Source organism: Massilia sp. DJPM01 (assembly GCF_030348125.1).
Taxonomy (GTDB): domain Bacteria; phylum Pseudomonadota; class Gammaproteobacteria; order Burkholderiales; family Burkholderiaceae_D; genus Telluria_A; species Telluria_A frigida.
In genome coordinates this window covers 152,332-175,121 of the sequence record NZ_JAQOZV010000008.1, presented here as the reverse complement: position 1 = coordinate 175,121, position 22,790 = coordinate 152,332, and the positions used below count along the sequence as shown (strand labels likewise).

Annotated in this window: 20 protein-coding genes and 1 pseudogene; 9 read left to right on the top strand and 12 right to left on the bottom strand. The window is 66.4% G+C overall.

From position 1 onward, the window contains the following. The 5 genes from PO883_RS08270 to argF form a co-directional block, all read right to left on the bottom strand. On the bottom strand, window positions 1-812 hold an 812-nt coding region (locus PO883_RS08270), incomplete at its 3' end, for a protein-glutamate O-methyltransferase CheR (protein WP_289309326.1). Continuing rightward, on the bottom strand, window positions 809-1,279 hold the full coding sequence (locus PO883_RS08265; protein WP_289309325.1) for a chemotaxis protein CheW: 471 nt from the start codon (window positions 1,277-1,279) through the stop codon (window positions 809-811). The genes PO883_RS08270 and PO883_RS08265, both read right to left, overlap by 4 nt. Before the next feature lie 10 nt (window positions 1,280-1,289). Further along, a complete protein-coding gene (locus PO883_RS08260) occupies window positions 1,290-3,104 on the bottom strand; it encodes a methyl-accepting chemotaxis protein (protein WP_289309324.1) in 1,815 nt (604 codons plus the stop codon). Window positions 3,105-3,282: 178 nt separating this feature from the next. Next, window positions 3,283-4,515 (bottom strand): argininosuccinate synthase, encoded by a 1,233-nt coding sequence (locus PO883_RS08255; RefSeq protein ID WP_289309323.1) that lies wholly within the window; start codon window positions 4,513-4,515, stop codon window positions 3,283-3,285. 29 nt (window positions 4,516-4,544) lie between these two features. Then, window positions 4,545-5,489 carry an ornithine carbamoyltransferase gene (gene argF / locus PO883_RS08250; protein ID WP_289309322.1) on the bottom strand — a complete coding sequence of 315 codons (945 nt, stop codon included), beginning with the start codon at window positions 5,487-5,489 and terminating at the stop codon, window positions 4,545-4,547. Between the two features lie 261 nt (window positions 5,490-5,750). Here argF and PO883_RS08245 point away from each other — a divergent pair, with 261 nt between their 5' ends. Then, window positions 5,751-6,392, top strand: a complete 642-nt coding sequence (locus PO883_RS08245; RefSeq protein ID WP_289309321.1) for a GNAT family N-acetyltransferase — start codon at window positions 5,751-5,753, stop codon at window positions 6,390-6,392. A gap of 1 nt (window position 6,393) precedes the next feature. On the opposite strand, the gene PO883_RS08240 is transcribed toward PO883_RS08245, so the two are convergent. From PO883_RS08240 to PO883_RS08225, 4 genes are all read right to left on the bottom strand, one after another. Then, on the bottom strand, window positions 6,394-9,231 hold the full coding sequence (locus PO883_RS08240) for an ATP-binding protein (protein WP_289309320.1): 2,838 nt from the start codon (window positions 9,229-9,231) through the stop codon (window positions 6,394-6,396). Between the two features lie 109 nt (window positions 9,232-9,340). After that, entirely contained in the window at window positions 9,341-10,255 is a 915-nt protein-coding gene (gene rsgA, locus PO883_RS08235) for a ribosome small subunit-dependent GTPase A (protein WP_289309319.1), read from the bottom strand. After that, window positions 10,252-10,584 carry a 4a-hydroxytetrahydrobiopterin dehydratase gene (locus PO883_RS08230; protein WP_289309318.1) on the bottom strand — a complete coding sequence of 111 codons (333 nt, stop codon included), beginning with the start codon at window positions 10,582-10,584 and terminating at the stop codon, window positions 10,252-10,254. Before PO883_RS08230 ends, rsgA begins: the two co-directional genes overlap by 4 nt. Beyond that, window positions 10,581-11,843, bottom strand: coding sequence for a M48 family metallopeptidase (locus PO883_RS08225; protein ID WP_289309317.1), 1,263 nt, complete (start codon window positions 11,841-11,843; stop codon window positions 10,581-10,583). Before PO883_RS08225 ends, PO883_RS08230 begins: the two co-directional genes overlap by 4 nt. Window positions 11,844-11,890: 47 nt before the next feature. Between PO883_RS08225 and orn the strand changes: the two genes are divergently transcribed. From orn to PO883_RS08205, 4 genes are all read left to right on the top strand, one after another. Then, a complete protein-coding gene (gene orn / locus PO883_RS08220) occupies window positions 11,891-12,475 on the top strand; it encodes an oligoribonuclease (protein ID WP_289309316.1) in 585 nt (194 codons plus the stop codon). 156 nt (window positions 12,476-12,631) lie between these two features. Further along, entirely contained in the window at window positions 12,632-13,480 is an 849-nt protein-coding gene (locus PO883_RS08215) for an aldo/keto reductase (RefSeq protein WP_187363236.1), read from the top strand. Between the two features lie 244 nt (window positions 13,481-13,724). Beyond that, window positions 13,725-15,806: a hypothetical protein gene (locus tag PO883_RS08210; protein ID WP_289309315.1), complete on the top strand. Its 2,082-nt coding sequence runs from the start codon at window positions 13,725-13,727 to the stop codon at window positions 15,804-15,806. A gap of 99 nt (window positions 15,807-15,905) precedes the next feature. Then, window positions 15,906-16,079, top strand: a complete 174-nt coding sequence (locus PO883_RS08205) for a hypothetical protein (RefSeq protein WP_289309314.1) — start codon at window positions 15,906-15,908, stop codon at window positions 16,077-16,079. Here the strand turns inward: PO883_RS08205 and PO883_RS08200 are convergent. Together PO883_RS08200 and PO883_RS08195 are read right to left on the bottom strand one after the other, a co-directional pair. Then, complete coding sequence (locus PO883_RS08200; RefSeq protein ID WP_289309313.1) at window positions 16,073-16,312, bottom strand: hypothetical protein; 240 nt, start codon at window positions 16,310-16,312, stop codon at window positions 16,073-16,075. The two genes, PO883_RS08205 and PO883_RS08200, sit on opposite strands and share 7 nt — an antisense overlap. Next, window positions 16,309-16,860: a DUF3592 domain-containing protein gene (locus PO883_RS08195; protein WP_289309312.1), complete on the bottom strand. Its 552-nt coding sequence runs from the start codon at window positions 16,858-16,860 to the stop codon at window positions 16,309-16,311. The genes PO883_RS08200 and PO883_RS08195 overlap by 4 nt, the downstream gene beginning before the upstream one ends. 173 nt (window positions 16,861-17,033) lie before the next feature. Here PO883_RS08195 and PO883_RS08190 point away from each other — a divergent pair, with 173 nt between their 5' ends. Beyond that, a complete protein-coding gene (locus PO883_RS08190; protein WP_289309311.1) occupies window positions 17,034-17,204 on the top strand; it encodes a hypothetical protein in 171 nt (56 codons plus the stop codon). Next, window positions 17,204-17,488: pseudogene (locus PO883_RS08185) on the top strand (CBS domain-containing protein); the annotation flags it as partial. The gene PO883_RS08190 and the pseudogene PO883_RS08185, both read left to right, overlap by 1 nt. 145 nt (window positions 17,489-17,633) lie before the next feature. On the opposite strand, the gene PO883_RS08180 reads toward PO883_RS08185, so the two are convergent. After that, on the bottom strand, window positions 17,634-18,332 hold the full coding sequence (locus tag PO883_RS08180; RefSeq protein WP_289309310.1) for a UPF0149 family protein: 699 nt from the start codon (window positions 18,330-18,332) through the stop codon (window positions 17,634-17,636). Between the two features lie 92 nt (window positions 18,333-18,424). Here PO883_RS08180 and PO883_RS08175 point away from each other — a divergent pair, with 92 nt between their 5' ends. Both PO883_RS08175 and PO883_RS08170 read left to right on the top strand, forming a co-directional pair. Further along, window positions 18,425-19,429 carry a serine/threonine protein kinase gene (locus tag PO883_RS08175; RefSeq protein WP_289309309.1) on the top strand — a complete coding sequence of 335 codons (1,005 nt, stop codon included), beginning with the start codon at window positions 18,425-18,427 and terminating at the stop codon, window positions 19,427-19,429. 132 nt (window positions 19,430-19,561) lie between these two features. After that, the gene (locus PO883_RS08170) at window positions 19,562-22,780 is read left to right on the top strand and encodes a hypothetical protein (RefSeq protein ID WP_289309308.1); all 3,219 of its coding nucleotides are present in this window, start codon (window positions 19,562-19,564) and stop codon (window positions 22,778-22,780) included. The last annotated feature ends 10 nt before the right edge of the window (window positions 22,781-22,790 follow it).

The window sequence follows — 22,790 nt, the reverse complement described above, 5'->3', positions numbered from 1 at the left end:
TGCTGGCGGGCCGGAATGCGCGGCGGCCAGGAAGCCTGGGCGCCGGCCTTTTCGAGGGCGAAGGCGCCGGGCGCGCGCAGCGTGGCAAAACCGTTGCGGCAGAAGGCCGGCACCTCGGCATAGCCGGCCAACAGGATGCCGTCGTCGGCCAGCAGGCGCGCCAGGCTGGCGATGGCGGCGGTCACGGTGGGGTCGTCGAAGTAGATCAGCAGATTGCGGCAAAAGATGACGTCGTAGTAGCCCGGCCGGCTGGAAAAGGCGGGATCGAGCAGGTTGGCCTGGTTGAAGCTCACCTGGGCGCGTATGTCGTCGCAGATCTGGTACTCGGCGCCGGCCGCTGTAAAGTAGCGTTCGCGGAAATCGAGGTGGCGGCCGCGGAAGGCGTTGCGGGTGTACAGGCCGGCGCGGGCGCGCGCCAGCGCCACCTCGGACAGGTCGACCGCGTCGATCGCATAGTCGCTGGCAGCCACGCCCGCGCTTTGCAGCGACATGGCCATCGAGTACGGTTCTTCGCCGCCGGCGCACGGCACCGACAGGATGCGCAGCGGGCGCGCCGGCCTGGCCGCCAGGCGCCGTGCGACAAACGCGGTGGCCGCGACGAACGCTTCGGCGTCGCGGAACATCCACGATTCGGGCACCACCACCAGTTCGGTCAGCGCGCCCAGTTCCGCCGCGCCGTCCGCGAGCAGGCGTTGGTAGGCGCGCGTGTCGTCCAGCGCGAGCGCCTGCATGCGCCGTTCGACGGCGCGCCCGACCACGGCCTCGGTCAGGTTCAGCCCCGTTACCTGCTGCAGCAGGTCGCGCGCTTTCATGCGGGCGCTCCGCTGGCGGGGAACAGTTGCGCGCGCACCTCGGCGCTGAGCAGCTGCGCGAGGCTGACCAGTTGCAGCAGGCCGGCGCCGCCGGCGGCCACCTGGCCCAGGAAGGGGGCGCCGGCGACGCCGGCATCGGCCAGCGCGGCAATGTCGATGGTGTCGACCCCGATCACGTGTTCGGCCAGCAGGCCGAGCGGGCGGGTGGCGCCGTCGGCATCGCCGTCAGCGAGCGGATAGTCGACCAGGATGATGCGCGAGTCGTACCACAGCTGCCCGGGCGGCACGCCGGCCAGGGCCGAGAGGTCGATCACCGGCACCGGCGCGCCGTGCAGGTCGAGCAGGCCGGCCACGTAGCCTGGCGCGAGCGGGATGGCCTTCAGGGCGGCGGCCGGCAGCACGCGCGCCACCGCCCGCAGGGGCAGGGCGTAGCGGTCGGCGCCGATATGAAAGACCATGACTTTCATCGCCGCAGCCTCAGGTGTTGACCGAGAAGGTCGCCACCGACGATTGCAGGTCGCTGGCCGCGTACTGCAGCTGGTGCACCGCTTCGCTGGTGGCCTTGAGCGATTCGACGGTCTGCTGGGTGGCGTCGTTGAGCTGCATCATGGTGTCGGAAATCTGCGAGGCGCCCACCGCCTGCGACTGCATCCCCTGCAGCACCAGGTCGAACTGGGGCGCCAGCTTTTGCACCTGGTCCATCACGGTGGAGAGCTGTTCGCCCACCTGGCGCACTTCGCCCACGCTGCGCCGGATCTCTTCGGAGAATTTGTCCATGCCCATCACGCTGGCCGATACCGCCGACTGCATTTCCTTGAGCATTTGCTCGATGTCCCAGGTCGACACCGAGGTCTGGTCGGCCAGGCGGCGGATTTCGGTGGCCACCACCGAGAAGCCGCGCCCGGCGTCGCCGGCTTTTTCGGCTTCGATGGCGGCGTTGAGCGAGAGGATGTTGGTCTGGTCGGCCACCTTGGTGATCGTGATCAGCACACTGTTGATGTTGCTGGCTTTTTCCGACAGCGCGGCCAGCTTGGCATTGATCGAATCGGTGGCCGAGACCATGTGCTGCATGGTGCTGTCCATGCGTTTCAGGTTTTGCTGGGCCTCGGCGGTGGCGCTGGTGGTGTAGTCGGCCACCGCGGTGGCGTCTTCCATGGTCTTGAGCAGCTGGGTGGTGTTGGCCGAGATTTCCTTGGTGGTCGAGAGGATTTCGATGCTGGTCTGGGCTTGTTCGATGCCGGTCGCTTCCTGCTGCTTGGCCGAGGCGGCGATTTCGGTGGCCGAGGTGGTGACCTGGATGCCGGCCTTCTGCACATTGTTGAGCAAGATGCGCAGGTTGCCGACCATGGTTTTCAAGCCCTCGCCCATGCGTCCGATGGCGTCGCTGCCGGTGATGGCCACGGTGCCGGTCAGGTCGCCGATGGCGGCCTTGGAGACCACGTCGAGCAGGGCGTCGACATTGGCGCGCAGCAGGTTGGTGGCGGCCGCCTCGTTGGCCTGGCCATCCTGGATCGATTGCGCCATGCGGTTGAATTCCTCGGTGACCTTGCCCAGTTCATCGCGCGAGATCACGGCTGCGCGCGCCGCCTGCTGGCCGGCGGCGATCTTGCCGACCGCCTCGGTCAGGTTGTTGAGCGGGGTGAGCAGCGCGCGCGCCAGCATCCAGGCCACGATCGAGGCCAGCGCCACGCACACTGCGCCGCCCAGGCTCAGCAGCAGGGACATGGTTTTTTGCAGTTGCGCCGATTCGGTCGAGCGCGCCGTCAGCAAGGCATTTTCCTCGTCGGCGATCTGGGCGATCAGGCCGCGTACTTCGCTGACGATCTGGAAGCCGTTGCTGAGCTCGGGCCAGCGCGCGATCTGCTCGGCGGCGTCGGCCACCTTGCCCAAGGCGCGCCGTTTGGCGATCATGGGCCGGATCACGGTCTTGAGCCAGGTGCCGGTCATGGCGTCGAGCTTGCGGATACGCGCATTCTGGGCCGGGTTGTCGGCGGTCAGGCGAAGCGCGCGCTGGACGTTTTCCAGCAGCGATTTTTCCTCGTCGACCTGGGGCGACAGGAAACGTTCCTCGCCGGTCAGCAGGTAACCGCGCACCTCGGCCTGGATTTCCAGCACGCTGGTGGCGATTTTGTTGGTTTCAAGCAGCACTTCCAGGGTGTGGCGGTCCCAGCGGTTTGCATCGGACATCTTGGAGAAATTGTTGTAGGCCAGGATCAGCAGGAACAGGATGATGGCGACGATGCCGCCGAAGCCGAGAAACAGCTTGTTCTTGATGCTCAGGTCAGTAAACATGGGTCTCTCCGGGAACGATGTTGTTCGCTATAAATGTAACATCGTTGAGGCAGAGCACGGGACAATTCGCCGCGGAGAACGGGAAATTTTTTGCGGGGGAGGGGAGCGCGCGGCCGCATGCGGGCCGCGCCGGCCGGCGGGCGCGCGGCCCACCGGGGAAGAGCTTGCTTTTTGCCGCTTACTGGCCGCGTTTTTCGCGCGCCACGGCGGCGATGCGCATGCGCAATGCGTTGAGCTTGATGAAGCCGCCGGCGTCGGCCTGGTTGTAGGCGCCGCCATCTTCGTCAAACGTCGCGATGTTCATGTCGAACAAGGAATCGGTCTTGGAATCGCGCGACACCACGATCACATTGCCCTTGTACAGCTTCATGCGAACCCAGCCGTTCACGGTTTGCTGGGTATGGTCGATCAGGGTTTGCAGCGCGACGCGCTCCGGCGCCCACCAGTAACCGTTGTAAATCATCGAGGCGTAGCGCGGCATCAGGTCATCCTTGAGGTGGGCCACTTCGCGGTCCAGGGTGATCGATTCGATGGCGCGGTGGCCGCGCAGCATGATGGTGCCGCCCGGGGTTTCGTAGCAGCCGCGCGACTTCATGCCGACGTAGCGGTTTTCGACCAGGTCCAGGCGGCCGATGCCATGCTTGCCGCCGAGGCGGTTCAGTTCCGTCAGCACCGTGGCTGGCGACATGCGCACGCCATTGACCGCCACGATATCGCCTTGTTCGTATTCGAGGTCGAGGTACTCGGCCTGGTCGGGCGCCGCTTCCGGGCTGACGGTCCAGCGCCACATGCTTTCCTCGGCTTCGGCGCTCGGGTTTTCCAGATGCCGGCCTTCGAAGGAAATGTGCAGCAGGTTGGCGTCCATCGAGTAGGGCGCGCCGCCGTTCTTGTGCTTCATGTCGACCGCGATGCCCGCGTCTTCCGCGTACTTCAGCAGTTTTTCGCGCGACAGCAAGTCCCATTCGCGCCACGGGGCGATGATCTTGACGTCCGGCTTGAGCGCATACGCGCCCAGTTCGAAGCGCACCTGGTCGTTGCCCTTGCCGGTGGCGCCGTGCGAAATGGCGTCGGCGCCGGTGGCGCGCGTGATCTCGATCAGGCGCTTGGCGATCAGCGGACGCGCGATCGAGGTGCCCAGCAGGTATTCGCCTTCGTACACGGTGTTGGCGCGGAACATCGGGAACACGAAGTCGCGCACGAATTCTTCGCGCACGTCGTCGATGTAGATATTTTCCGGCTTGATGCCGAACTTGATGGCTTTCGCGCGCGCCGGTTCCAGCTCTTCGCCCTGGCCCAGGTCGGCGGTGAAGGTGACGATCTCGCACTTGTAGTTATCTTGCAGCCATTTGAGGATGACCGAGGTGTCCAGGCCGCCCGAATAGGCGAGGACTACTTTTTTAATGTCGCTCATGGAGTTTCCAATCTTGGGTTGAAGAATCGTTATTCTGCGCTGCCGCTGGCGCCGCCATCGAGCCGGCCGAGCAGCAGGTATTCGATCAGCGCCTTTTGCACGTGCAGGCGGTTTTCGGCCTCGTCCCAGACCACCGACTGCGGTCCGTCGATGACCTCGGCCGCGACTTCCTCGCCGCGGTGGGCCGGCAGGCAGTGCATGAAGAGCGCGTCGGGTGCGGCGCGCGCCATCTTGGCGCCATCGACGATGTAGCCGTCGAAGGCCGCCAGGCGGGCCGCGTTTTCCTTCTCGTAGCCCATGCTGGTCCAGACGTCGGTGTTGACCAGATGGGCGCCCTGGCACGCGTCCGACGGGTTGTCGAAGACGGTGAAGCGGGAGGTCGACACCAGCGCATGGTCGATGTCGTAGCCTTTGGGAGTCGATACGTTCAGGTGGAAACCGAATACTTCGGCCGCTTGCAGCCAGGAGTACAGCATGTTGTTGGCGTCGCCCACCCAGGTGACGATCTTGCCGGCGATCGAGCCGCGGTGTTCGACGTAGGTGAAGATATCGGCCAGCACCTGGCAGGGATGGTGTTCGTTGGTCAGGCCGTTAATCACCGGCACCCGCGAATGGGCGGCGAAGCGCTCGATGATGTCCTGGCCGAAGGTGCGCACCATGATGATGTCGCACATGCGGCTCATCACCTGGCCGGCGTCTTCCACCGGCTCGCCGCGACCGAGCTGGCTGTCGCGCGTGTTCAGGTAGATGGCGGCGCCGCCCAGCTGGTGCATGCCGGCCTCGAAGGAGAGCCGGGTGCGGGTCGAGTTTTTCTCGAATACCATGACCAGGGTGCGGTCGATCAGGGGATGATAGACCTCGTAATTCTTGAATTTTCGCTTGATGATCTTGGCCCGTTCGATCACGTATTCGAACTCGGCCAGGGTGAAGTCGGCAAATTGCAGGAAGTGCTTGATGGGTTTTTTTAGGGACATGGGAACGGCCGGTGGCGGGTGTTATCGATTCAATTATAAGGGTTTTGTATGTTCGGGGTGCAAGAGTGGTGCGAAAGCATCTGGCCGCCGGCGGCGCCATAAAGACGCCCCCGGATTGTCAATACGGCTGCGCGTGTAAATAATGCTAATTATCTTTGCCGGGCGCGGGCGGCCCCGTTAGCCTGACATCGATCGCCCGCATGCAGCACAGCGCGGCGGGTGATGCGCAGTTTGCCGGTGTTGTCGATTCGGGAGTCGTGCATGTTCAGACCTGCCTGGCCGCTGGTGGCCACCAGCATTCTTGCCGCGCGCGGCGCGGCGCGCGCCCGAAGCGGCGCGCGCCCGAAGCGGCGCGAGGCTCGATTGAGCGCCACGGCGGGCAAGGCCCGCAGCGTGCTGTCCATGGTGGCGCTGATCAGCACAGCGCGCCTGGTGCTGGAACCGTTCGACAGCATCTGTGCCCGGGCGCTGCGCGCGCGCCTGGAAGACGACGACGAACGCGAAGCATGGGTGCATTTGTGCCAGGCGCTGGCCGAGCGTCCCGACATGACCAGCGCCTGGATCGTCTACCGCGATGGCCGCGCGCTCGGGACGGTGGCGGTCATGCTCGTGGCCGACACCATCGGCGAGATCGGCTTCCTGGTCCTGCGCTCCGAGCGCGGCCAGGGCTACGGGCGCGAGGCGGTCGGCGCCGTGGTCAGGCATGCCTTTACGCGCATGGGCCTGCACCGGCTGGCGGGCGCCACCCCGGCCGCCGACCCGGCCGCCGCCGCCGTGCTGGAACGCTGCGGGTTCCAGCGCGAGGGCCTGATGCGCGGCAGCTATGTGCATGGCGTGGCGCACCGCGACTGCTGGCTGCACGCGCGCCTGGCGACCGACCAGGACCTGGTGCTGGTACGGTAAATCAGTAGATCGCCGTCACGTCGGCGTCCACATGCTGCGGCGCCGTCAGCGGCAGGTCGAGCACGAAGCTGGTGCCGTCCTGCGCGCTGCTGACCACCGTGATCTGCCCGCCCAGCAGCGAGGTGACGATGTTGTAGCTGATCGACAGTCCCAGCCCGCTGCCGCCCTGGCCCAGCTTGGTGGTAAAAAATGGATCGAAAATCCGGCCCAGGTGCTCGGGCCGGATGCCGCCGCCGTTGTCGTGGAACTCGACCAGCACCCGACCCTCGGCCGGCATCGAGGCCGTCAGCGTCATGCTGCCGCTGTGGCCCGGCGCGAACGCGTGCAGCAGGGCGTTGTTGATGAAGTTCGTGATGACTTGCCCGAACGGCCCCGGATAACTGTCCATCCCGATCGCGTCCGACACGCTCATGTCGATATTGTGGTTGGCCGCGCGGATGCGGTTCATCATGGTGGCGATGATTTCGTGGCAGACCTGCTGCAGGTTGAAGAAGCGGCGCTGCTCGGTGGTGCGGTCGACCGCCACCTGCTTGAAGCTGTTGACCAGGTCCGCCGCGCTGGTCAGCCCGCGCAGCACCAGCGCCGCCGCCTTTTGCGAATCGGTGATGAAGGCGGCCAGCTCGGAGCGGCGCAAGCCCGGCCCGTTCATCAGCGCCTCGATTTCGGCGGTCTTTTCCTGCATGGTGCTGGCGATCAGCAGGCTGTTGCCGATCGGGGTATTGAGTTCGTGCGCCACCCCCGCCATGAGGGAACCGAGGGCGGCCAGCTTTTCCTGCGACACCAGCTGGGTCTGCGCATCCTGCAACTGGCGGTAAGCCTCGGCGTTATCGAGCGCGATCGCGCCGTACGCGCACAGGGTGCGGAAAATCATGCGCTCGTTTTCGCCATAGGCGTGCGATTGCGGCGCCTGCACCGTCATCACGCCGATGGCGCGCTCGCCCACCGTCAGCGGCACGAACAGCGCGCTCATATTGACCATCGTGCCCGGCACCACCTTGCGGTGCTCGGCATCGGGCCAGTGCTCGATGTAGATTTCGCGGCGCTCGTCGAGGCAGCGCACCGAATAGGCCTCGCCCTTGGACAGGGCAATGACGTGGTTGGGCAGTTCGCGCCCCAGTTCCACGCCAAAGGCGCGGTTCAGCGTGGTGCCGGCGGCGTCGATCAGGTAGATGGCGAAGGTGCTGGCGGTGAGCAGGCCGTGGATGTGGCGGTCGAGCGCCTGGAACACGGCGGCGGCGTCCAGGTGGGCCGTGATCTCCTGGCCGATGGCCGACAGGCGTTCGAGCGTGGCGCTGGTGCGCTGCAGGATTTCGGCGCGCCGCGCTTCCGATTCGGCCAGCTCGCGGTGGTGGTAGCCCTCGCTGCGCGCGTGCTCGGTCTGGTGATGCACCTGCATGGCGATGGCGCGGTTGGTCGCTTCCTGGCTGTGGGTCTTTTCGCGCGAGCTGGACGCCGCCAGCGCCACTTCATAGGCGCGCGCGTAGTCGCCGGCGGCCGCGTATTCGCGCGCCATGGCGTCGTACAGGTCGCCCGGCACGGTGTAGCCTTCGATGGTGGACGCCACCGACAGCGCCTGCTGCAGGTAGTGCAGCACCGGATTCGGTTCGACCATGCCGGGCGGCGGCGGCAGCGCGTGCTGGGCGTGGATCAGCGCCATCACGCGCAGCGCGGCGATCTGGTTGTAGGCGTAGCCGGGGGCGGCGGCCATGGCGGCGGCGGCGGCGGCCACCGCGATGGCGTCGCTGGCGCGGCCCAGGTGCGACAGCGCGTGCGCCTGGCCGCGCCGCGCGATGCTGCGAAAATCGGCCTGGTCGAGCGCTTCGGCGCGCGCGGCCAGGCGCGTAAAGGCGTCCAGCGCGCATGCGTAGTCGCCCTTGTCGAGCGACAGGTCGCCCAGGTATTGCAGGGCGATGGCGTAGCTGCGCGCGTTTTCCAGCGGTTTCATGATGGTCAGCGCTTCTTGCAGCATGTCGTGCGCGGCATCGAGCTGGCCCAGGCGGCGCAGGCTGTCGGCGCTGTGCATCAGGCAGGCGCCGACGCTGCGCGGCCAGCCGGTGGGACGCGCCAGTTCGAGCGCGCACTGGACCCATTCGAGCGCCGAATGGTGGTCGTTGAGGATGGTGAAGTCTTCGCCGATGTTGGTGGCGGCGGTGATGGCGGCGCGCACCTGGCCGGTGTCGAGCGCCGATTCGTAGCAGCGCATGTAGTGGCTGGCGGCGGCCGCGAAGTCGGCCGCCTGGCTGGCGGCAAGACCGAGAAAGTCGTTGACCCAGGTGGCCAGGGATGGGTGCAGGCGGCTGCTGTCGGCGTCGAAGCGCTGGCCCCAGCGGCTGATGGCGGCGACCGGGTCGCGCAGCACCGCCCAGCGCGCGAGGGCCGCTTCGGCCAGGTCGGTGCGCAAGGCGTCGCCGGCCTGGCGCGCGCTGGCGGCGGCGTCGGCAAAGGCGGCGTCGCTGCCGTCATGGTCGCCGCGGTCGATCGCGATCCAGGCCAGCAGCCAGTGGGCGTCGGCGCAGCCGGCGTGGTCGTCCAGGAGCGTGAAGCGCGATAGCAGTTCGCAGGCGTGGGCGCAGGCCAGGTCGAGCGCGCCGTCGAGCCATTCGCATTCGGCGTGCAGCAGGTGCATGCGCGCCTCCAAGCTGGCGCAGCGGTCGGGCGGGAGGTCGGACAGGGGCAGCTGGGAGAGCGCTTCGCCGGCCAGCATCAGGGCGCGGGCCGGGTCGCGCTGGCGCAGGTGCCAGGCCAGCGGCAGCAGCACCGGCAAGCGCTCCATGCCGCGCAGGGAGGACAGGGCGGACTCCCATTGTGCAACGTTGACATCGACGGTGAACATCTCCATTGCCGGGACCCCTTTACGATGGTGTTGCCATTGTATGCTGAAAAGGCGACCAACCCGTCGTTTCTGCCATTGGAAGAAACGACGGGCCAGCGGGAACGACGGGGGCGGATCAGTACAGCGTCTGCGCCGACTCGTGCAGCAGCTGTCCGTACAGCGTGTGGCGGAATTTGGCGATCTTGCCTTCCGCGACCGCCGTCAGGATCGCGCACTGCGGTTCGATCAGGTGGCGGCAGTTGTAGAACTTGCAACCGCCCAGATACGGCCCGAATTCCACGAACGCGCGTTCCAGCATCCCTTCGCTCAGGTGATACAGGCCGAATTCCTGGAACCCCGGCGAGTCGATGATCGAGGCCTGCTCGCCCAGCGAATACAGGCGCGTGAAGGTGGTGGTGTGCTTGCCGGTGTCGAGCGCCGCTGAAATCTCGCGCACCGCGATATCGGCGTCCGGCACCAGCAGATTGATCAGCGACGACTTGCCCATGCCCGACTGGCCGATGAAAATCGACGATTCCCCTTCGAGCAGCGGCATCAGGGTGGCCACCGCGTGCTCCGGATTGGCGCGCGCCGACACTTCGTGCAGCGGGTAGCCGAGCGAAGTGTAGGCCAGCAGGCGCTCGCGCGCCTTGGGCAGCAGCTCGGCCACGTCGGTCTTGTTGAGGATCAGGTGGGCCTCGATGCCGGCCGCTTCGGCCGCCACCAGCGAGCGCGAAATCAAGTCATCGGCAAAGCCCGGCTCGGTCGCCACCACGATGAACAGGCGGCTCAGGTTGGCCGCCAGCAGCTTCGACTTGTACTGGTCGGAACGGTACAGCAAGGTCTTGCGCTCGGTAATCGATTCGATCACGGCCTGGTCGTCCGAGGTCATCTTGAGGTTGACCACGTCGCCCACGGCGATATTCGTTTTTTTGCCGCGCGTGACGCATTGCAGCTTGCGTCCGGCCACATCGGCCAGGTAATGCCGCCCGTGGGCGGCGATGATGGTGCCGGTCAGGCCGGCCGCTGCCGGCACGCCCGGGCCGCTCATGCGCCGCTCCGCTGGTCGAACAGCGCATTGGCCTTGGCCGCGCAGATAAAGTCGTTGTCAGACAGCGCGCCGCCGGCCGAATGGGTGTTGTAGCGCACTGCGCACTCCTTGTAGGTGACCGTCAGTTCCGGATGGTGGTCCTGATGGTGGCTGATCCAGGCCAGCGCGTTAACGAAGGCCATGGTGTCGTAATAGTTTTTAAAGGTGAAGCTGCGCTCCAGCTTGCCGTCGATGACGGCCCAGCCGGGCACCTGCGCAAGCAGGGCGGCGATGGCGCCGGCGTCGAGGGCGGCCGCGTTGGCGCGGCAGGATAGGGTAGGAAGGCTCATCGGACCGCCAGGTTGAGTTGATGGATGCGGATGCTGGCCGGCGGGTGCGAGTCGTAAAAGGTCGAGTGCAGCCGGTCGGGCGTGAGCGTGGAGGCGTTTTCTTCGTACATCTTGACCAGCGCCGAGATCAGGTCGCGCGCGTCGGTGTGGGTGGCGGCGAAGGCGTCGGCTTCGAATTCGTGCTTGCGCGAGCTGATCGAGGTCAGCGGCGAGAACAGGAAGGTAAATACCGGCAGCACCAGCATGAACAGCAGCAGGGCCACGGCGTCCATCGGCACCCCCGGCATCGGATCGAAACCCAGGCCGCTGTAGAACCAGGTCTGGTTTTTCAGGTAGCCCAGCAGGGCCAGGAAGGCCAGCGAGACGACCGATCCGATCACCATGCGCTTGAGGTTGTGGCGCAGCTTGAAGTGGCCCAGTTCGTGCGCCAGCACCGCTTCGATTTCGGGCTGGGTCAGGCTGGCGATGAGGGTATCGAAGAAGACCACGCGCTTGTTGGCGCCAAAACCGTAGAAAAAGGCGTTGCTGTGCGCGCTGCGCTTGGAGCCGTCCATCACGAACAGGCCCTTGGCGGCGAAGTTGACGCGGGCCATCAAGCCTTCGATGCGCTGGCGCAGGCTGTCGTCCTTGAGCGGCTCGAATTTATTGAACAGCGGCATGATCAGCGTCGGGGCGATGACCATCATCACCAGCTGGAAACCGATCCAGACCAGCCAGGTGTACAACCACCACAGGTCGCCGCTTTTTTCCATCAATTGCAGCACCACCCAGATCAGCGGCAGGCCGAGCACGAGACCGAGGGCCGTACCCTTGAGGGCGTCGGCGATCCACAGGCCCAGGCTCATCTTGTTAAAGCCGAAGCGCGCTTCGAGCACGAACTGGCGGTAGTAGTCGAACGGCAGGTCGAGCACGCCGCTCACGGCGGCAAAGGCGACCAACAGGGCGATCTGGAAGGCGATGCCGGTGCCGGTGTGCGGCAGCAAGGCGATGGCCAGCCATTGGAGGCCGCCGAGCAGGGTGAAAGCGATCAGGACGGCGCTGCTGAACAGCAAGCTGAGCAGGCCAAAATGGATCTTGGCGGCGGTGTAGGCGGCCGCTTTCTGGTGTGCTGCAAGGGGAATTTTTTCGGCAAAATCGGCCGGGACGGCGCCGCGGTGGGCCAACACGCAGCGCAACTGGCGGCTGGACAGCCAAAAGCGCAGTACCAGGGTCAAAATCAAGAAAGAAACGAACAATATCGAAAACGCGAGTGAAGACATTCTGTGCCTGTGAGAAAATGCAGGATTGTTTAGGCCAAGAGAGAATTATGTCACATGCCACTGATTTAGCAGCACCGGCCGCGTTAGCGCGCCCAAATGAGTTCAACCTGGTTTGGGTGGACATGGAAATGACGGGCCTGGAGCCCGATACCGACCGCATCATCGAAGTGGCGGTGGTCGTGACCGACATGCACCTGAACATCCTGGGCGAAGGCCCGGTGTTCGCCATCCACCAGTCGGACGAGACGCTCGACAAGATGGATGCGTGGAACAAGGGTACCCACGGCCGCTCCGGGCTGATCGACAAGGTCAAGGCATCGACCGTGACCGAAGCCGAAGCCGAAGCGCAACTGATCGCCTGGCTGAAGAACTACGTTCCCGCCGGCAAGTCGCCAATGTGCGGCAACACCATTTGCCAGGACCGCCGCTTCATGGTGCGCGGCATGCCGAAGCTGGAAGCGTTCTTCCACTACCGCAACCTGGATGTGTCGACGCTGAAAGAACTGTGCAAGCGCTGGAAGCCGGAAATTGTCAGCGGCTTCAAGAAGCACCAGAAGCACACGGCGCTGGCCGACATCATCGAATCGATCGAAGAGCTGCGCTACTACCGCGAGCATTTCATCAAGCTGTAAGTGCCTAGTCTTCGCCCCGGCCGTCCTGGCCGGGGCACGCCTTTCCCCCTGTTGTATTGCGTGCCGCGCCGCCGCTGGCGGGCCGCTGCACCTTGCGCCGGGAATGGCTTTTTCCTCTAGAATGATCTTTACGCAACAGCAATGGGATCGTGCGACATGAAAACTGTAACGATGCGGTCCGGACGCCTCATTCCCGCGCTCGGACAAGGTACGTGGAACATGGGAGAAGACCCGGCGCGGCGCCAGGACGAGATTGGCGCGCTGCGGCTGGGCATGGATCTTGGCATGGGCTTGATCGACACGGCCGAGATGTATGGCGAGGGCGGGGCCGAGGAAGTGGTGGGCGCGGCGATTGCCGGGCGGCGCGAGCAGGCGTTCATCGTCAGCAAAGTGTATCCGCACAACGCCGACCAGCGCGGGGTGCGCGCGGCCTGCGAGCGCAGCCTGCGCCGCCTCGCGACCGACCGCATCGATTTGTACCTGCTGCACTGGCGCGGGGCGGTGCCGCTGTCGGAAACGCTGGACGCCTTCCAGGCGCTGCAACAGGAAGGAAAGATCCTCGATTTCGGCGTGAGCAATGTCGACCTGGGCGACATGCTGGAAGCGGACGCCTTGCCCGGCGGACGCGGGATTGCCGTGAACCAGGTGCTATTCAATCTGGCCAAGCGCGGGATCGAGTGGGATTTGCTGCCGTGGTCGCGCAAGCAGGGCATGCCGCTGATGGCGTATTCGCCGCTGGAGTCGGCGGGCCCGGAGCGCGAGGCGCTGCTGGGCAATCCGAGCCTGGTGGCGGTGGCCGGGCGGCATGGCTGCACGGCGGGGCAGATCGCGCTGGCGTGGCTGCTGCGGCAGGACGGGGTGGTGGCCATTCCCAAGGCGGCCGATCCGGCCCACGTGCGCCAGAACCGGGCGGCGGCGGAGGTGGTGCTCACCGCGTTCGACCTGGAAGACCTGGACCGGGCATTTCCGCCACCGAAGAAGCGACAGGCGCTGGCGATGCGCTAGGGGAACGAGCTGAGTTTGAGTCGGCTTCGATCCGGATCTACCGATACTCTCGTCGCCGCGCCACGGCGGTACTGGGCGGGCCCCCAAGTTTGTCGATCAATGGTCGGCTACGGTGCGAACTTGGGTCCCCCGCCGAGTGCCGCCTTGGCGCGGGGACGACGGAGCATCGTTTAGCGGCTACAACAAATTAAGCGGAATCCGGCGGCACGCGGCACAACGGCGCTTCCATCCACAAGGAGAACACATGGTCAGCATCGTGCGCGTGGTCGGCGAGCGCGGCAAGGAAATCGGGTCGATCCTGTGGCGCTGCGTCTACAGCGTCAGCCTCACCTTGCTCTGTTCCGCCGGCCTGGCCTTCATTCCCCAGGGCGCCGAATCGCTGCTCCTGGTCAGCGATCCGGGCTGGACCTTTCCAATCTTCATCTTTTCCGTGGCCAGCTGGTCCACCGCCGCCTGGTACAGCGCGCGCCTGACCCTCGGCCGCGTGTTCGACGGCACCTCCCTGCTGGATCGCACCGACACGCCCTTCGTCAATGGCATCCGCATGTGGCTGCCGCGCTTTCTCGGCATCGTGCCGGCCAGCGTGCTGTCGATCCAGTTCCAGCGCCTGGGCCAGCCGGCGCTGGCGCTGGCCTGCTTTATCACCGCCTTCGCCATGGGCGTATTCGTGCTCAAGCGGCGCGCCTGGTTCGCCTCGCGTTTCCACGGCTTCGAGGGGCAGACCAGCTCGATCCGCTTCGAGTCGCTGCAACAGCGCACGGTGCTGACGGTGTCGCTCGCCATCGCGCTCACGTTCGTGCTGCTGTTCGCCGTGTGGATCTGGCCGGTCGAAGTCACGCGCTATGTCACCGCGCCGGCGCTGCTGTGCTTCGCCTTCGCCAGCTGGATCCTGTTCGGCGACCTGGTGCTGACCTATTCCTTCAAGCAGGCCAGGCTGCCCTCGATGGCGGCGCTGCCGCTGCTGCTGTTCATCGTGTTCAGCCTGTGGAACGACAATCACCAGGTCAGGCTGCTTCCCATCGAAGCGAATGATCCACCGCTGATCCGGCGCACCGTCAAGGACAAGCTCAATCAATGGCTGCAAACGCGCGTCGACAGCGGCGCGCTGCTGCCGCGGCGGCCGTTTCCCCTGTACGTGGTGGCGGCCGAAGGCGGCGGCATCCGCGCCGCCTACTGGACCGGCATGGTGCTGGCCAAGCTGCAGGATGACAGCGAGGCGCGCTTCGGGCGCCACCTGTTCGCGCTCAGCGGCGTCTCCGGAGGCAGCCTGGGCGGCAGCGCCTTCGCCGCACTGGTGGCCGACGACGGCGGCAACGGCCTGGCCAACGCCTATTGCGCGCGCGGCGGGCGCGGCACGCCCTACCAGGAATGCATGCGCAAGGTCTTGCAGCGCGACTTCCTGTCGCCCACGCTCGGCTACATGCTCTATCCGGACATGCTGCAGCGCTTTTTGCCGTTCGCGATGCCGGCGGCGGACCGCGCCCGCGCGATGGAAGCGGGCTGGGAGCAGGGCTGGCACAGCGCGACCGGCAACGAGCGCTTCGGGCGCCGCTTCGACCAGCTGTGGGCCGCCGACGGCGCCATGAACGTGCCCTCGCTGCTGCTCAACGCCACCCTGGTCGATGGCGGCAACCGCATCATCGCCAGCGACCTGGTCATCGACGGCAGCTTTCCGGATGCCTACGATGCGCTCGACCCGGTGCTCGACCTGCACCAGATGAGCCTGGGCACGGCGGTGCACAATAGCGCGCGCTTCAGCTATGTCAGCCCGGCCGGGACGGTGTCGGCCTGCCGCGCGGGCAAGCAACTGGTGGCGTGCGCGCCGGGAGTGGAACGGGCGCCGTGGGGAAGAGTCATCGATGGCGGCTACTTTGAAAACTCCGGCGTCGAATCGGTGCGCGACCTGCTGTTCGCGATGCGCCCGACGCTGGACGAGTGGCGCGAGCGCCACTACGACATCGACCCGGTCGTGATCGTCATCAGCAATTCGCCCGAGGCGCTGGCGCCCAGGGAGAAGCAAGACCCGGCCGGCGCGCGCATGGATACGACCTTCCTGTCGGAACTGCTGGCGCCGCCACTGGGCTTGTTCAATACCCGCACGGCGCGCGCCACCTTCGCCGTCACGGCGGAACGGCGCGACATGGCCGCGATCCTGCCACCCGGCCCGGTGCGCTTCCTGTGGTTCGGCATGCCATCGGAAACCCACACCCCGCTGGGCTGGGCCCTGGCCGGCAAGACCTTCAAAGGCATCGACACGCTGCTCGAACCGCCGCATAACGCCAAGCTCCCGTTCGATGCCGTGCTGGAACGCTTGCCGCCGCCATAAGCTGTGCCGCAGGAAATAAATTTCCGCTTACGTGGGTTGGCGAACGGAACGGGAAGGGGGGAGGGCGTATTGTTGTGTCTCAAACAAACAGGAGGCTCTATGACCAAGCACACCAACGACCCAAGTGAGCAGCAGCAGCGCGCAAACGAACAGGCGCAGCAGGAAGCCACCAAGAACCGCCAGCGTGCCGAAGAGGACGAGGTCGCCGGCAACCACAAGAATGACGGCGTCAAGGATCACCAGGGCGCCGACAAAGGCCCGCGCGGTCAATAAATCGCCCGCGTGACGCCGTTCTTCGGCCCGGCTTGCTTCCCTATCAGGAGCGCAAGCCGGGCCGCTGTGCTTTGGCGGGTGCCGGCGATCCAGGTGAACGGTATTGTCACGTTCTGTAGCGCAACCCTCAGCGCAACAGCGAAGACTGCAACATAGATGGCCGCGACATACATGACCGCGATGCTGGCAACATTCATCAACAGGATCACGCCATACATCACGATCGCGATCATCGCGGCCCTCCCGGCAGCCAGGCGCCGCTGCCTCCCGCATTGGAGATGGCCTGGAACGCCGGCACCAGCAGCGGCGGCACCCCCATCGCGGGCGGAAGTACCGTCAGGACCAATGCCAGCAAGGTGAAACACGCGATGCCGCGCAACAAAGGCAGGAAGCTGTTTCTGACAATTCCCGGCCGCAAGACCGAATACCCGGGTTTTGCCGGATGATAGTGCACCGGCACATGCATCCCCACGCGCAGCATGGCGTGGTACGCATGGGCAAACGCTGGCGAGCCGTACAGATTCTCGATGCCGAATGCAATCCGCGTGCCGCCATACTGGGTCGCGTCGACCGAAAAGGTGTACGCCACCTGAGGGCAATAGCCGCGTGGTCCATCCTCGTCATGCCGCTCCAGGATGCCGGCGCGGGTGATGCGCGCGATGGCGGTCGGCCAGCGTGTGCTGCGCCAGGCGCTCAGCAGCAGCCCTGCGCCACGCACCGACAGGCCTAGCGTCGCCAGCATTCCCAGCAGTACGATGCCGTATACCACTTCCCGCCACATGGATGTCCTTTTTATAATGTGCATCTAGGAAACAATGCAATCTTATCGTTCATTGTCCACCACATCAATACAGCCGGGCCGGCATGCCGCAAACGCACGAAAATAGTGCACCTCTGCACCTTTCTGGCTCATCTGTGGTGGAATCGCAGCTTCGCCGTCCTGGTTTACCCCTCATGTCCGACCCCCGTGCCGCCTGGCTCACCGCTTTATTACCCCCGCCCAACAGTGCCGCCCGCCTTGAACAGTGGCGCGCCAGCGTGGCCGCCTTCCTGGCCCTGATCCTCACCGGCGTGACGTGGTCACGCTCGAATTCGGCACGGCGCTGGCCGACGCCTGGGGCTTGATGCGGCATCACCAGGTGCATGCGCTGCCGGTGCTGAACCGGGCGCGGCGCGTGATCGGCATCGTCACCCAGACCGATTTCCTGCGTCATAGCGACCTGGACATGTACAGCGGACTGGGAGGACGCGTGCGCGCACTGCTGCAACGCAGCCCACTGACGCATTCGGACAAGCCGGAAGTGGTGGGGCAGATCATGACGGCCAGGGTGGCCACGGCGCATGTGCGCACGCCGATCGTGGAACTGGTGCCGCTGATGACCAGCAGCGGCTTGCACCACATTCCCGTGGTCGACGACGAAGACCGGTTTGCCGGCATCGTCACCCAGTCCGACCTGGTGGCCGCGCTGTATCAGGGGCGGCTGTCGGAACTGGCGGAACTGGCGCCGGCGGCGCAGGGCATTGCGCCCCACGCGCACCGGGCTTGCTACTTCATTACTCGGCCACCGGATCGGCGCCGCAGCACTTCTTGTACTTCTTGCCGCTGCCGCAAGGGCAGTCGTCGTTGCGGCCGACTTTCGGCTCGTCGCGCTTCACGGTGCTCACCGGAGCCTTGCGCAGCGGCACCCAGAAGCGGTGAATGGCCGGCAGGTTGGCCTGGATATCCAGGGCCAGCTTGTGGCCTTTCATCGGCGTATCGACTTCTTTCAGTTCTTCTTCCTCGATCTCGTCGGCGCCGAGCAGGTAGATCGGGCGCATCAGCGGTTCCAGGTCCGATTCCCAGATCGGGTCCCACGAACCCGGGCGCAGTTCCATGCCTTCCCAGAAGCCCCAGCACCAGGCTTCGCCGTCGAGCAGCATCGTGCCTTCGTGCTCGGCTTCGCAGAACAGCGGCTCGAATTCCTTGGGCGCCACTTCAAACGTGACCAGCACTTCATTCATGAAGCGCATGATCAGTTCGATGATGCGTTCTTCTTCCTTGGCATTCTTGAACTTGGGGACGCTCTTTTCATCCTCGCCCCACACTTTTGGCAGCCACTCGGCCGGCATGATGGTTTCCGGACCCATTGCCACGGCGGTCAGGTAGCCGTGCAGGGTGTCCATGGTCATGGCGTCTTCCGCACTGCGGTCGGACAGGAGGAACTGGTCGAGTTCGTCGAATTCTTTTTCTGAAAGGGGCTGGTCGAGTTGCATGGCGTGCTCTTGTTGATCGTTGAAGCTGCTAGTTTAACGCGTTCGCGCACCGGGAAGTACTGTTAAATGCGGCGCGCCGTACAATAGCGGGCATGACGACGCCATTTTCCGACCCCGACACACCCGCCATCCACCCGTTCTCGAACCTGAGCCCCGAGTGCGTGCTCGACGCGCTCGACAGCGTCGGCCTGCGCGCCGACGGCCGCCTGCTCGCGCTCAACAGCTACGAAAACCGGGTCTACCAGGTCGGCATGGAAGACGCCGACCCGGTGGTGGCCAAGTTTTACCGCCCCGAGCGCTGGAGCGACGCCGCCATCCTGGAAGAGCACGCCTTCGTGCAGGAACTGGCCGAACGCGAAATCCCCGTGGTCCCCGCGCTCACCCTGGACGGGCGCACCCTGCACAGCTTCGGCGGCTTCAGCTTTGCCGTCTTCCCGCGCCGCGGCGGGCGCGCGCCCGAACTCGACGACCCCGCCGTGCTGGAGTGGACCGGACGCTTCATCGGCCGCATCCACGCGGTCGGCGCCCTGAAAAGCTACAGCCAGCGCCCGGCCCTGACCATCGACACCTTCGGACGCGAACCGCGCGACTTCCTGCTGGCCAACGACTTCATCCCGCCCGAACTGCTGGCCGCCTACACCAGCGTGCTCGAGCAAGCCCTGGACGGGGTGCGCCACTGCTACGCGCGGGCGGGCGAATCGGCCCAGCTGCGCCTGCACGGCGACTGCCACGTCGGCAACGTGCTGTGGACTCCGGACGGCCCGCACTTCGTCGACTTCGACGACAGCCGCACCGGGCCCGCCATCCAGGACCTGTGGATGCTGCTCTCGGGCGAGCGCAGCGACATGGTGCGCCAGATGAGCGACATCCTGGCCGGCTACGAAGACTTCGCCGACTTCGACGAGCGCCAGCTCAACCTGATCGAAGCGTTGCGCACCCTGCGCCTGATCCATTACTCGGCCTGGCTGGCGCGGCGCTGGGACGACCCGGCCTTCCCGGTCGCCTTCCCATGGTTCAATACACAACGTTACTGGCAAGATCGCATCCTCGAACTGCGCGAACAGATCGCGCTGATGGATGAGCCAGCGCTGTGGTAACGCTGCTGTAGAGCAAAGGGCCGAATTGGCTGGTTTTTCCGCGTCTGATCCGTGCGCCGGGGCGGGCCGACCTGACAGATAATCAACGTCAGGCCTTCCCATGCCGGGACGGTAGCCCAAGCGAGAACGACGATGGAACCGACACCAGCCCCGCACGACGATGCCAACCTGACCATCGCGCTGCCGCCCGACGGCGCCGCGCCCCAGGCTGCCGCTGTGCCTGCTGCCGCCGAACCGGGTCCCGACCGCGCCCAGTCCGAAATGCGCGCCATCCACGAAGCCATCGCCCGGGTCGAAGCCGAAGCCAAGGCGTCCTGCGCCGCCGAAAGCCGGGCCCACGCCGAAGCGCGCGCCCGTGGCCTGGCCGAGGAACGCGCCGCCATGGACGCCGCCGCCGCCGCCGCCGCCCTGCAAAATGCACAAGCCTCCGAAGAAGCCATCGAAGCGAACCGCGACCGCCTCGAAACCCTGCGCGCCGCCGCCCAGGCCAGCCTGGAACGCCTCGAAGCGGTGCGCCAGGAAACCGCCGAACTGCGGGCCCGGGTCGAAGCCGATACCCAGATCAAACTGGCTGCCGAAACGCGCCTGAAAGCCGACGAAGAATCACGTCGCCGCAGCGCCGAACACATCGCCGCCGAAGCCGAGCTGGCCGAACAGGCCGCGCGCGCTACTGAAGCGCTGCTGGTGCAGACCGAGCAGGCGCGCCTGCAAGCGGTCGAACGGGTCGCCGCGGTGCACGCCGCCCAGGAAGAAGTGCTGCACATCGCCAACGCCGACGCCCGCATGACCACCCTGGCGCGCGAACGCGAGCGCCAGGCCAAGGGTGCGCGCCACACCGCCGAACTGCTGGCCGACGCCGAATCCGAAGCGCTCGAATTGACCGTCCAGCGTGAAAAAGCCGACCAGATCGCCCTGGCATCGGCCTTTGCCCGCGCCGTGGCCGAAGCGCGCGCGCTGGAAGAGGCACGCGCCCTGGCCCACATCGAACAGGAACGCGAAGCGATCGCCATCGCCCAGGCCGAGTCCGAGCGCGTGGCCGCCCAGTCGATCCACCTGCGCCTGCAATCCGAAAAAGAATTGCGCGACGCCGCGCTGCACCGCGAACGCCTGGAAAAGATGGCCGCCGCCGGCGCCGCCGCCCGGCGCGATGCCGAAGCGCGCATCCTGACCGCGACCGCAGAACGCATCGAAGTCGACAAGCGCCTGCGCGAAGTCGCCGTGGCGCGCGCCAAGGCCGAAGACGACGCCAGCGCCGTCGTGCAAGCGAAGGTGGACGCCGAAACGCTGGCCACGGCGCATGCGAACGAACGCGCCCTGGCCGACCAGGCCGCCACTGCAGCCGCCCTGGCCGAAGCCGAAGAACAGCAACGCGCGCGCGCGCTGGCCGAGGAGCGCGCCAGCCTGGCCCAGGCCGCGGCCGATCTCGCCGCCGCCCAAAACGCCTCCGAACAAGCCGCCGTGGCGTCGATTGCCGAACAGGTCGAGCTGCAGCGGCGCGCCAGCGCGCTGGCCGCCGACAAGGCGGCGCAAGCGGCTGCGCTGGCGCAGGCCGAACAAGCCCACGCCGAAGCCGAACAAGCCGCACTGGCACAGCTGCAAGAACGCTTGGAGGCCGAAACCCGCGCCGCCGCAGCGGCCCAGGCGCGCGCCGACGCCGAACAGACCGAAGCGGTGCTGCTGCGCCAGAAAGCCGATTGCGAACAGCGCCTGGCCGAGTCCCGGCAAATCGAAGTCGAAGCGACCCGCCTGCTCGCCGAGCAGGTTGAGATCGACAGCGCGCAGGCCAGCGCTGCCGCCGACGCCATCGCCGCCCAGGCGCGCGTGGCCTCGGCCCTGGCGCTGGCGCAAGGCGCGCGTGCCGAGGCCGAGCGGCAAACCCTGGCCATGGCCGAGCAGGCGCTGGCGCTGGCTGAAGAAACCCTGGCGAATGAACGCGCGCGCGCCGAAAGCGAGCGCAACGCCCTGGCGCTGGCCGAACAGCACGCGGCCGAGCAGCGTCAGCTGGCCGAACTGGCGGCGAGCACCGAGCAAGCCAAACGAACCGAAGCCGAAGCCACGCGCAATCTGGTGCGGCAGGCCGAAATCGAAAGCGTGCAGGCCCAGGCCGCCGCCGACGCCATCGCCGCCCAGGCCCGCGCCGCCATCGACCTGGCCCAGACACAGAGTGCGCGCGCCGTGGCCGAACAGCAAAAACTGGCCTTGGCCGAACAGGCATTGGCCGACGAACGCGCGCGTGCCGACAGCGAAGCCGCCGCGCTTGCGCTGGCTGAACAAACCGCCGCCGGCCAGCGCCAGATGGTGGCCGCCGCCGCCTGCGCCGAGCAGGCCAAGCGGCTTGAAGCCGACGCCACGCGCGAACTGGTGCAACAGGCTGAAATCGAAAGCGTGCAGGCGCAAAACGCTGCCGACGCCATCGCCGCGCAGGCGCGCGCCGCCACCGGGCTGGCCGAGGCGCAGCGCGAACGCGCCCGTTCGGAACAGCAAAAACTGGCGCTGGCCGAGGAAACGCTGGCGCAGGAACGCGCCAGCGCCGACAGCGAGCGTGCCGCCGTCATGCTGGCCGAGCAAACCCTGGCCGCCAAGCGCCAGCTGGCGCTGGCCGGCGCCGGCGCCGAGCAGGCCGGGCGCACCGAAGCCGAGGCCGCGCGCGTGCTGGCGCAGCAGGCCCAGGTCGAAACCGAACAGGCGGCACGCGCTGCCGACGCGGTCGCTGGCCAGGCACGCGTGGCGACCGAACGCGCCCAGGTCCAGCAAGTGCGGGCCGAGGCCGAACAACAGAAACTCAAGCTGGCCCAAGAAGCGCTGCTGCTCGAACGCGCCAGCGCCGAGGCCGAGCGGGCCAGCGTCGAGACCGAACGCGCCTCGCTGGCGCTGATCGAGCAAAAGCTGGCCACCCAGCGTCAGCAACTGGCGGCCGACCAGCGCGCCGAACAGGCGATTGCGGCGCGGCTGGCATCCGAACAGGCGGCCTGCCTGTCGGCGCGCACGCGGGCCGAAGCCGAGCACGAAGCGGCCAGCATGGCGCGCCAGTTCCAGGTCGCGCAAGAAATTGCGGCCCTGGCCGCGCAAGACAAGCGCGATGCCCAGCGCGTGCTGCTCGACAGCGCGCAGGCGCAGGCCGACATGCAGCGCAAGGGCGCGATCACCACCAAGGAAATGGCCGACGCCAAGCGCGAACTGGTGGCGCTCGAAATGCGCCGGCTGGAAGCCGATACGCATACCCTGATGCTTACCAAGCACGCCATCGACGACGAAAAACGCAACAGCGCCACCGATGCGGCGCAGCGGTCGACCTCGGCCACGATGACACACCAGGTGCTGGGCCGCCTGACCGCGCCGGCCAAGGGCTGAGACGGGCGGT

Coding starts and splice junctions, on each gene's coding strand:
- PO883_RS08265 (WP_289309325.1), bottom strand. CDS start 1,279: ATGAAAGTCATGGTCTTTCATATCGGCGCCGACCGCTACGCCCTGCCC.
- PO883_RS08260 (WP_289309324.1), bottom strand. CDS start 3,104: ATGTTTACTGACCTGAGCATCAAGAACAAGCTGTTTCTCGGCTTCGGC.
- PO883_RS08255 (WP_289309323.1), bottom strand. CDS start 4,515: ATGAGCGACATTAAAAAAGTAGTCCTCGCCTATTCGGGCGGCCTGGAC.
- argF (WP_289309322.1), bottom strand. CDS start 5,489: ATGTCCCTAAAAAAACCCATCAAGCACTTCCTGCAATTTGCCGACTTC.
- PO883_RS08245 (WP_289309321.1), top strand. CDS start 5,751: ATGTTCAGACCTGCCTGGCCGCTGGTGGCCACCAGCATTCTTGCCGCG.
- PO883_RS08240 (WP_289309320.1), bottom strand. CDS start 9,231: ATGGAGATGTTCACCGTCGATGTCAACGTTGCACAATGGGAGTCCGCC.
- rsgA (WP_289309319.1), bottom strand. CDS start 10,255: ATGAGCGGCCCGGGCGTGCCGGCAGCGGCCGGCCTGACCGGCACCATC.
- PO883_RS08230 (WP_289309318.1), bottom strand. CDS start 10,584: ATGAGCCTTCCTACCCTATCCTGCCGCGCCAACGCGGCCGCCCTCGAC.
- PO883_RS08225 (WP_289309317.1), bottom strand. CDS start 11,843: ATGTCTTCACTCGCGTTTTCGATATTGTTCGTTTCTTTCTTGATTTTG.
- orn (WP_289309316.1), top strand. CDS start 11,891: ATGTCACATGCCACTGATTTAGCAGCACCGGCCGCGTTAGCGCGCCCA.
- PO883_RS08215 (WP_187363236.1), top strand. CDS start 12,632: ATGAAAACTGTAACGATGCGGTCCGGACGCCTCATTCCCGCGCTCGGA.
- PO883_RS08210 (WP_289309315.1), top strand. CDS start 13,725: ATGGTCAGCATCGTGCGCGTGGTCGGCGAGCGCGGCAAGGAAATCGGG.
- PO883_RS08205 (WP_289309314.1), top strand. CDS start 15,906: ATGACCAAGCACACCAACGACCCAAGTGAGCAGCAGCAGCGCGCAAAC.
- PO883_RS08200 (WP_289309313.1), bottom strand. CDS start 16,312: ATGATCGCGATCGTGATGTATGGCGTGATCCTGTTGATGAATGTTGCC.
- PO883_RS08195 (WP_289309312.1), bottom strand. CDS start 16,860: ATGTGGCGGGAAGTGGTATACGGCATCGTACTGCTGGGAATGCTGGCG.
- PO883_RS08190 (WP_289309311.1), top strand. CDS start 17,034: ATGTCCGACCCCCGTGCCGCCTGGCTCACCGCTTTATTACCCCCGCCC.
- PO883_RS08180 (WP_289309310.1), bottom strand. CDS start 18,332: ATGCAACTCGACCAGCCCCTTTCAGAAAAAGAATTCGACGAACTCGAC.
- PO883_RS08175 (WP_289309309.1), top strand. CDS start 18,425: ATGACGACGCCATTTTCCGACCCCGACACACCCGCCATCCACCCGTTC.
- PO883_RS08170 (WP_289309308.1), top strand. CDS start 19,562: ATGGAACCGACACCAGCCCCGCACGACGATGCCAACCTGACCATCGCG.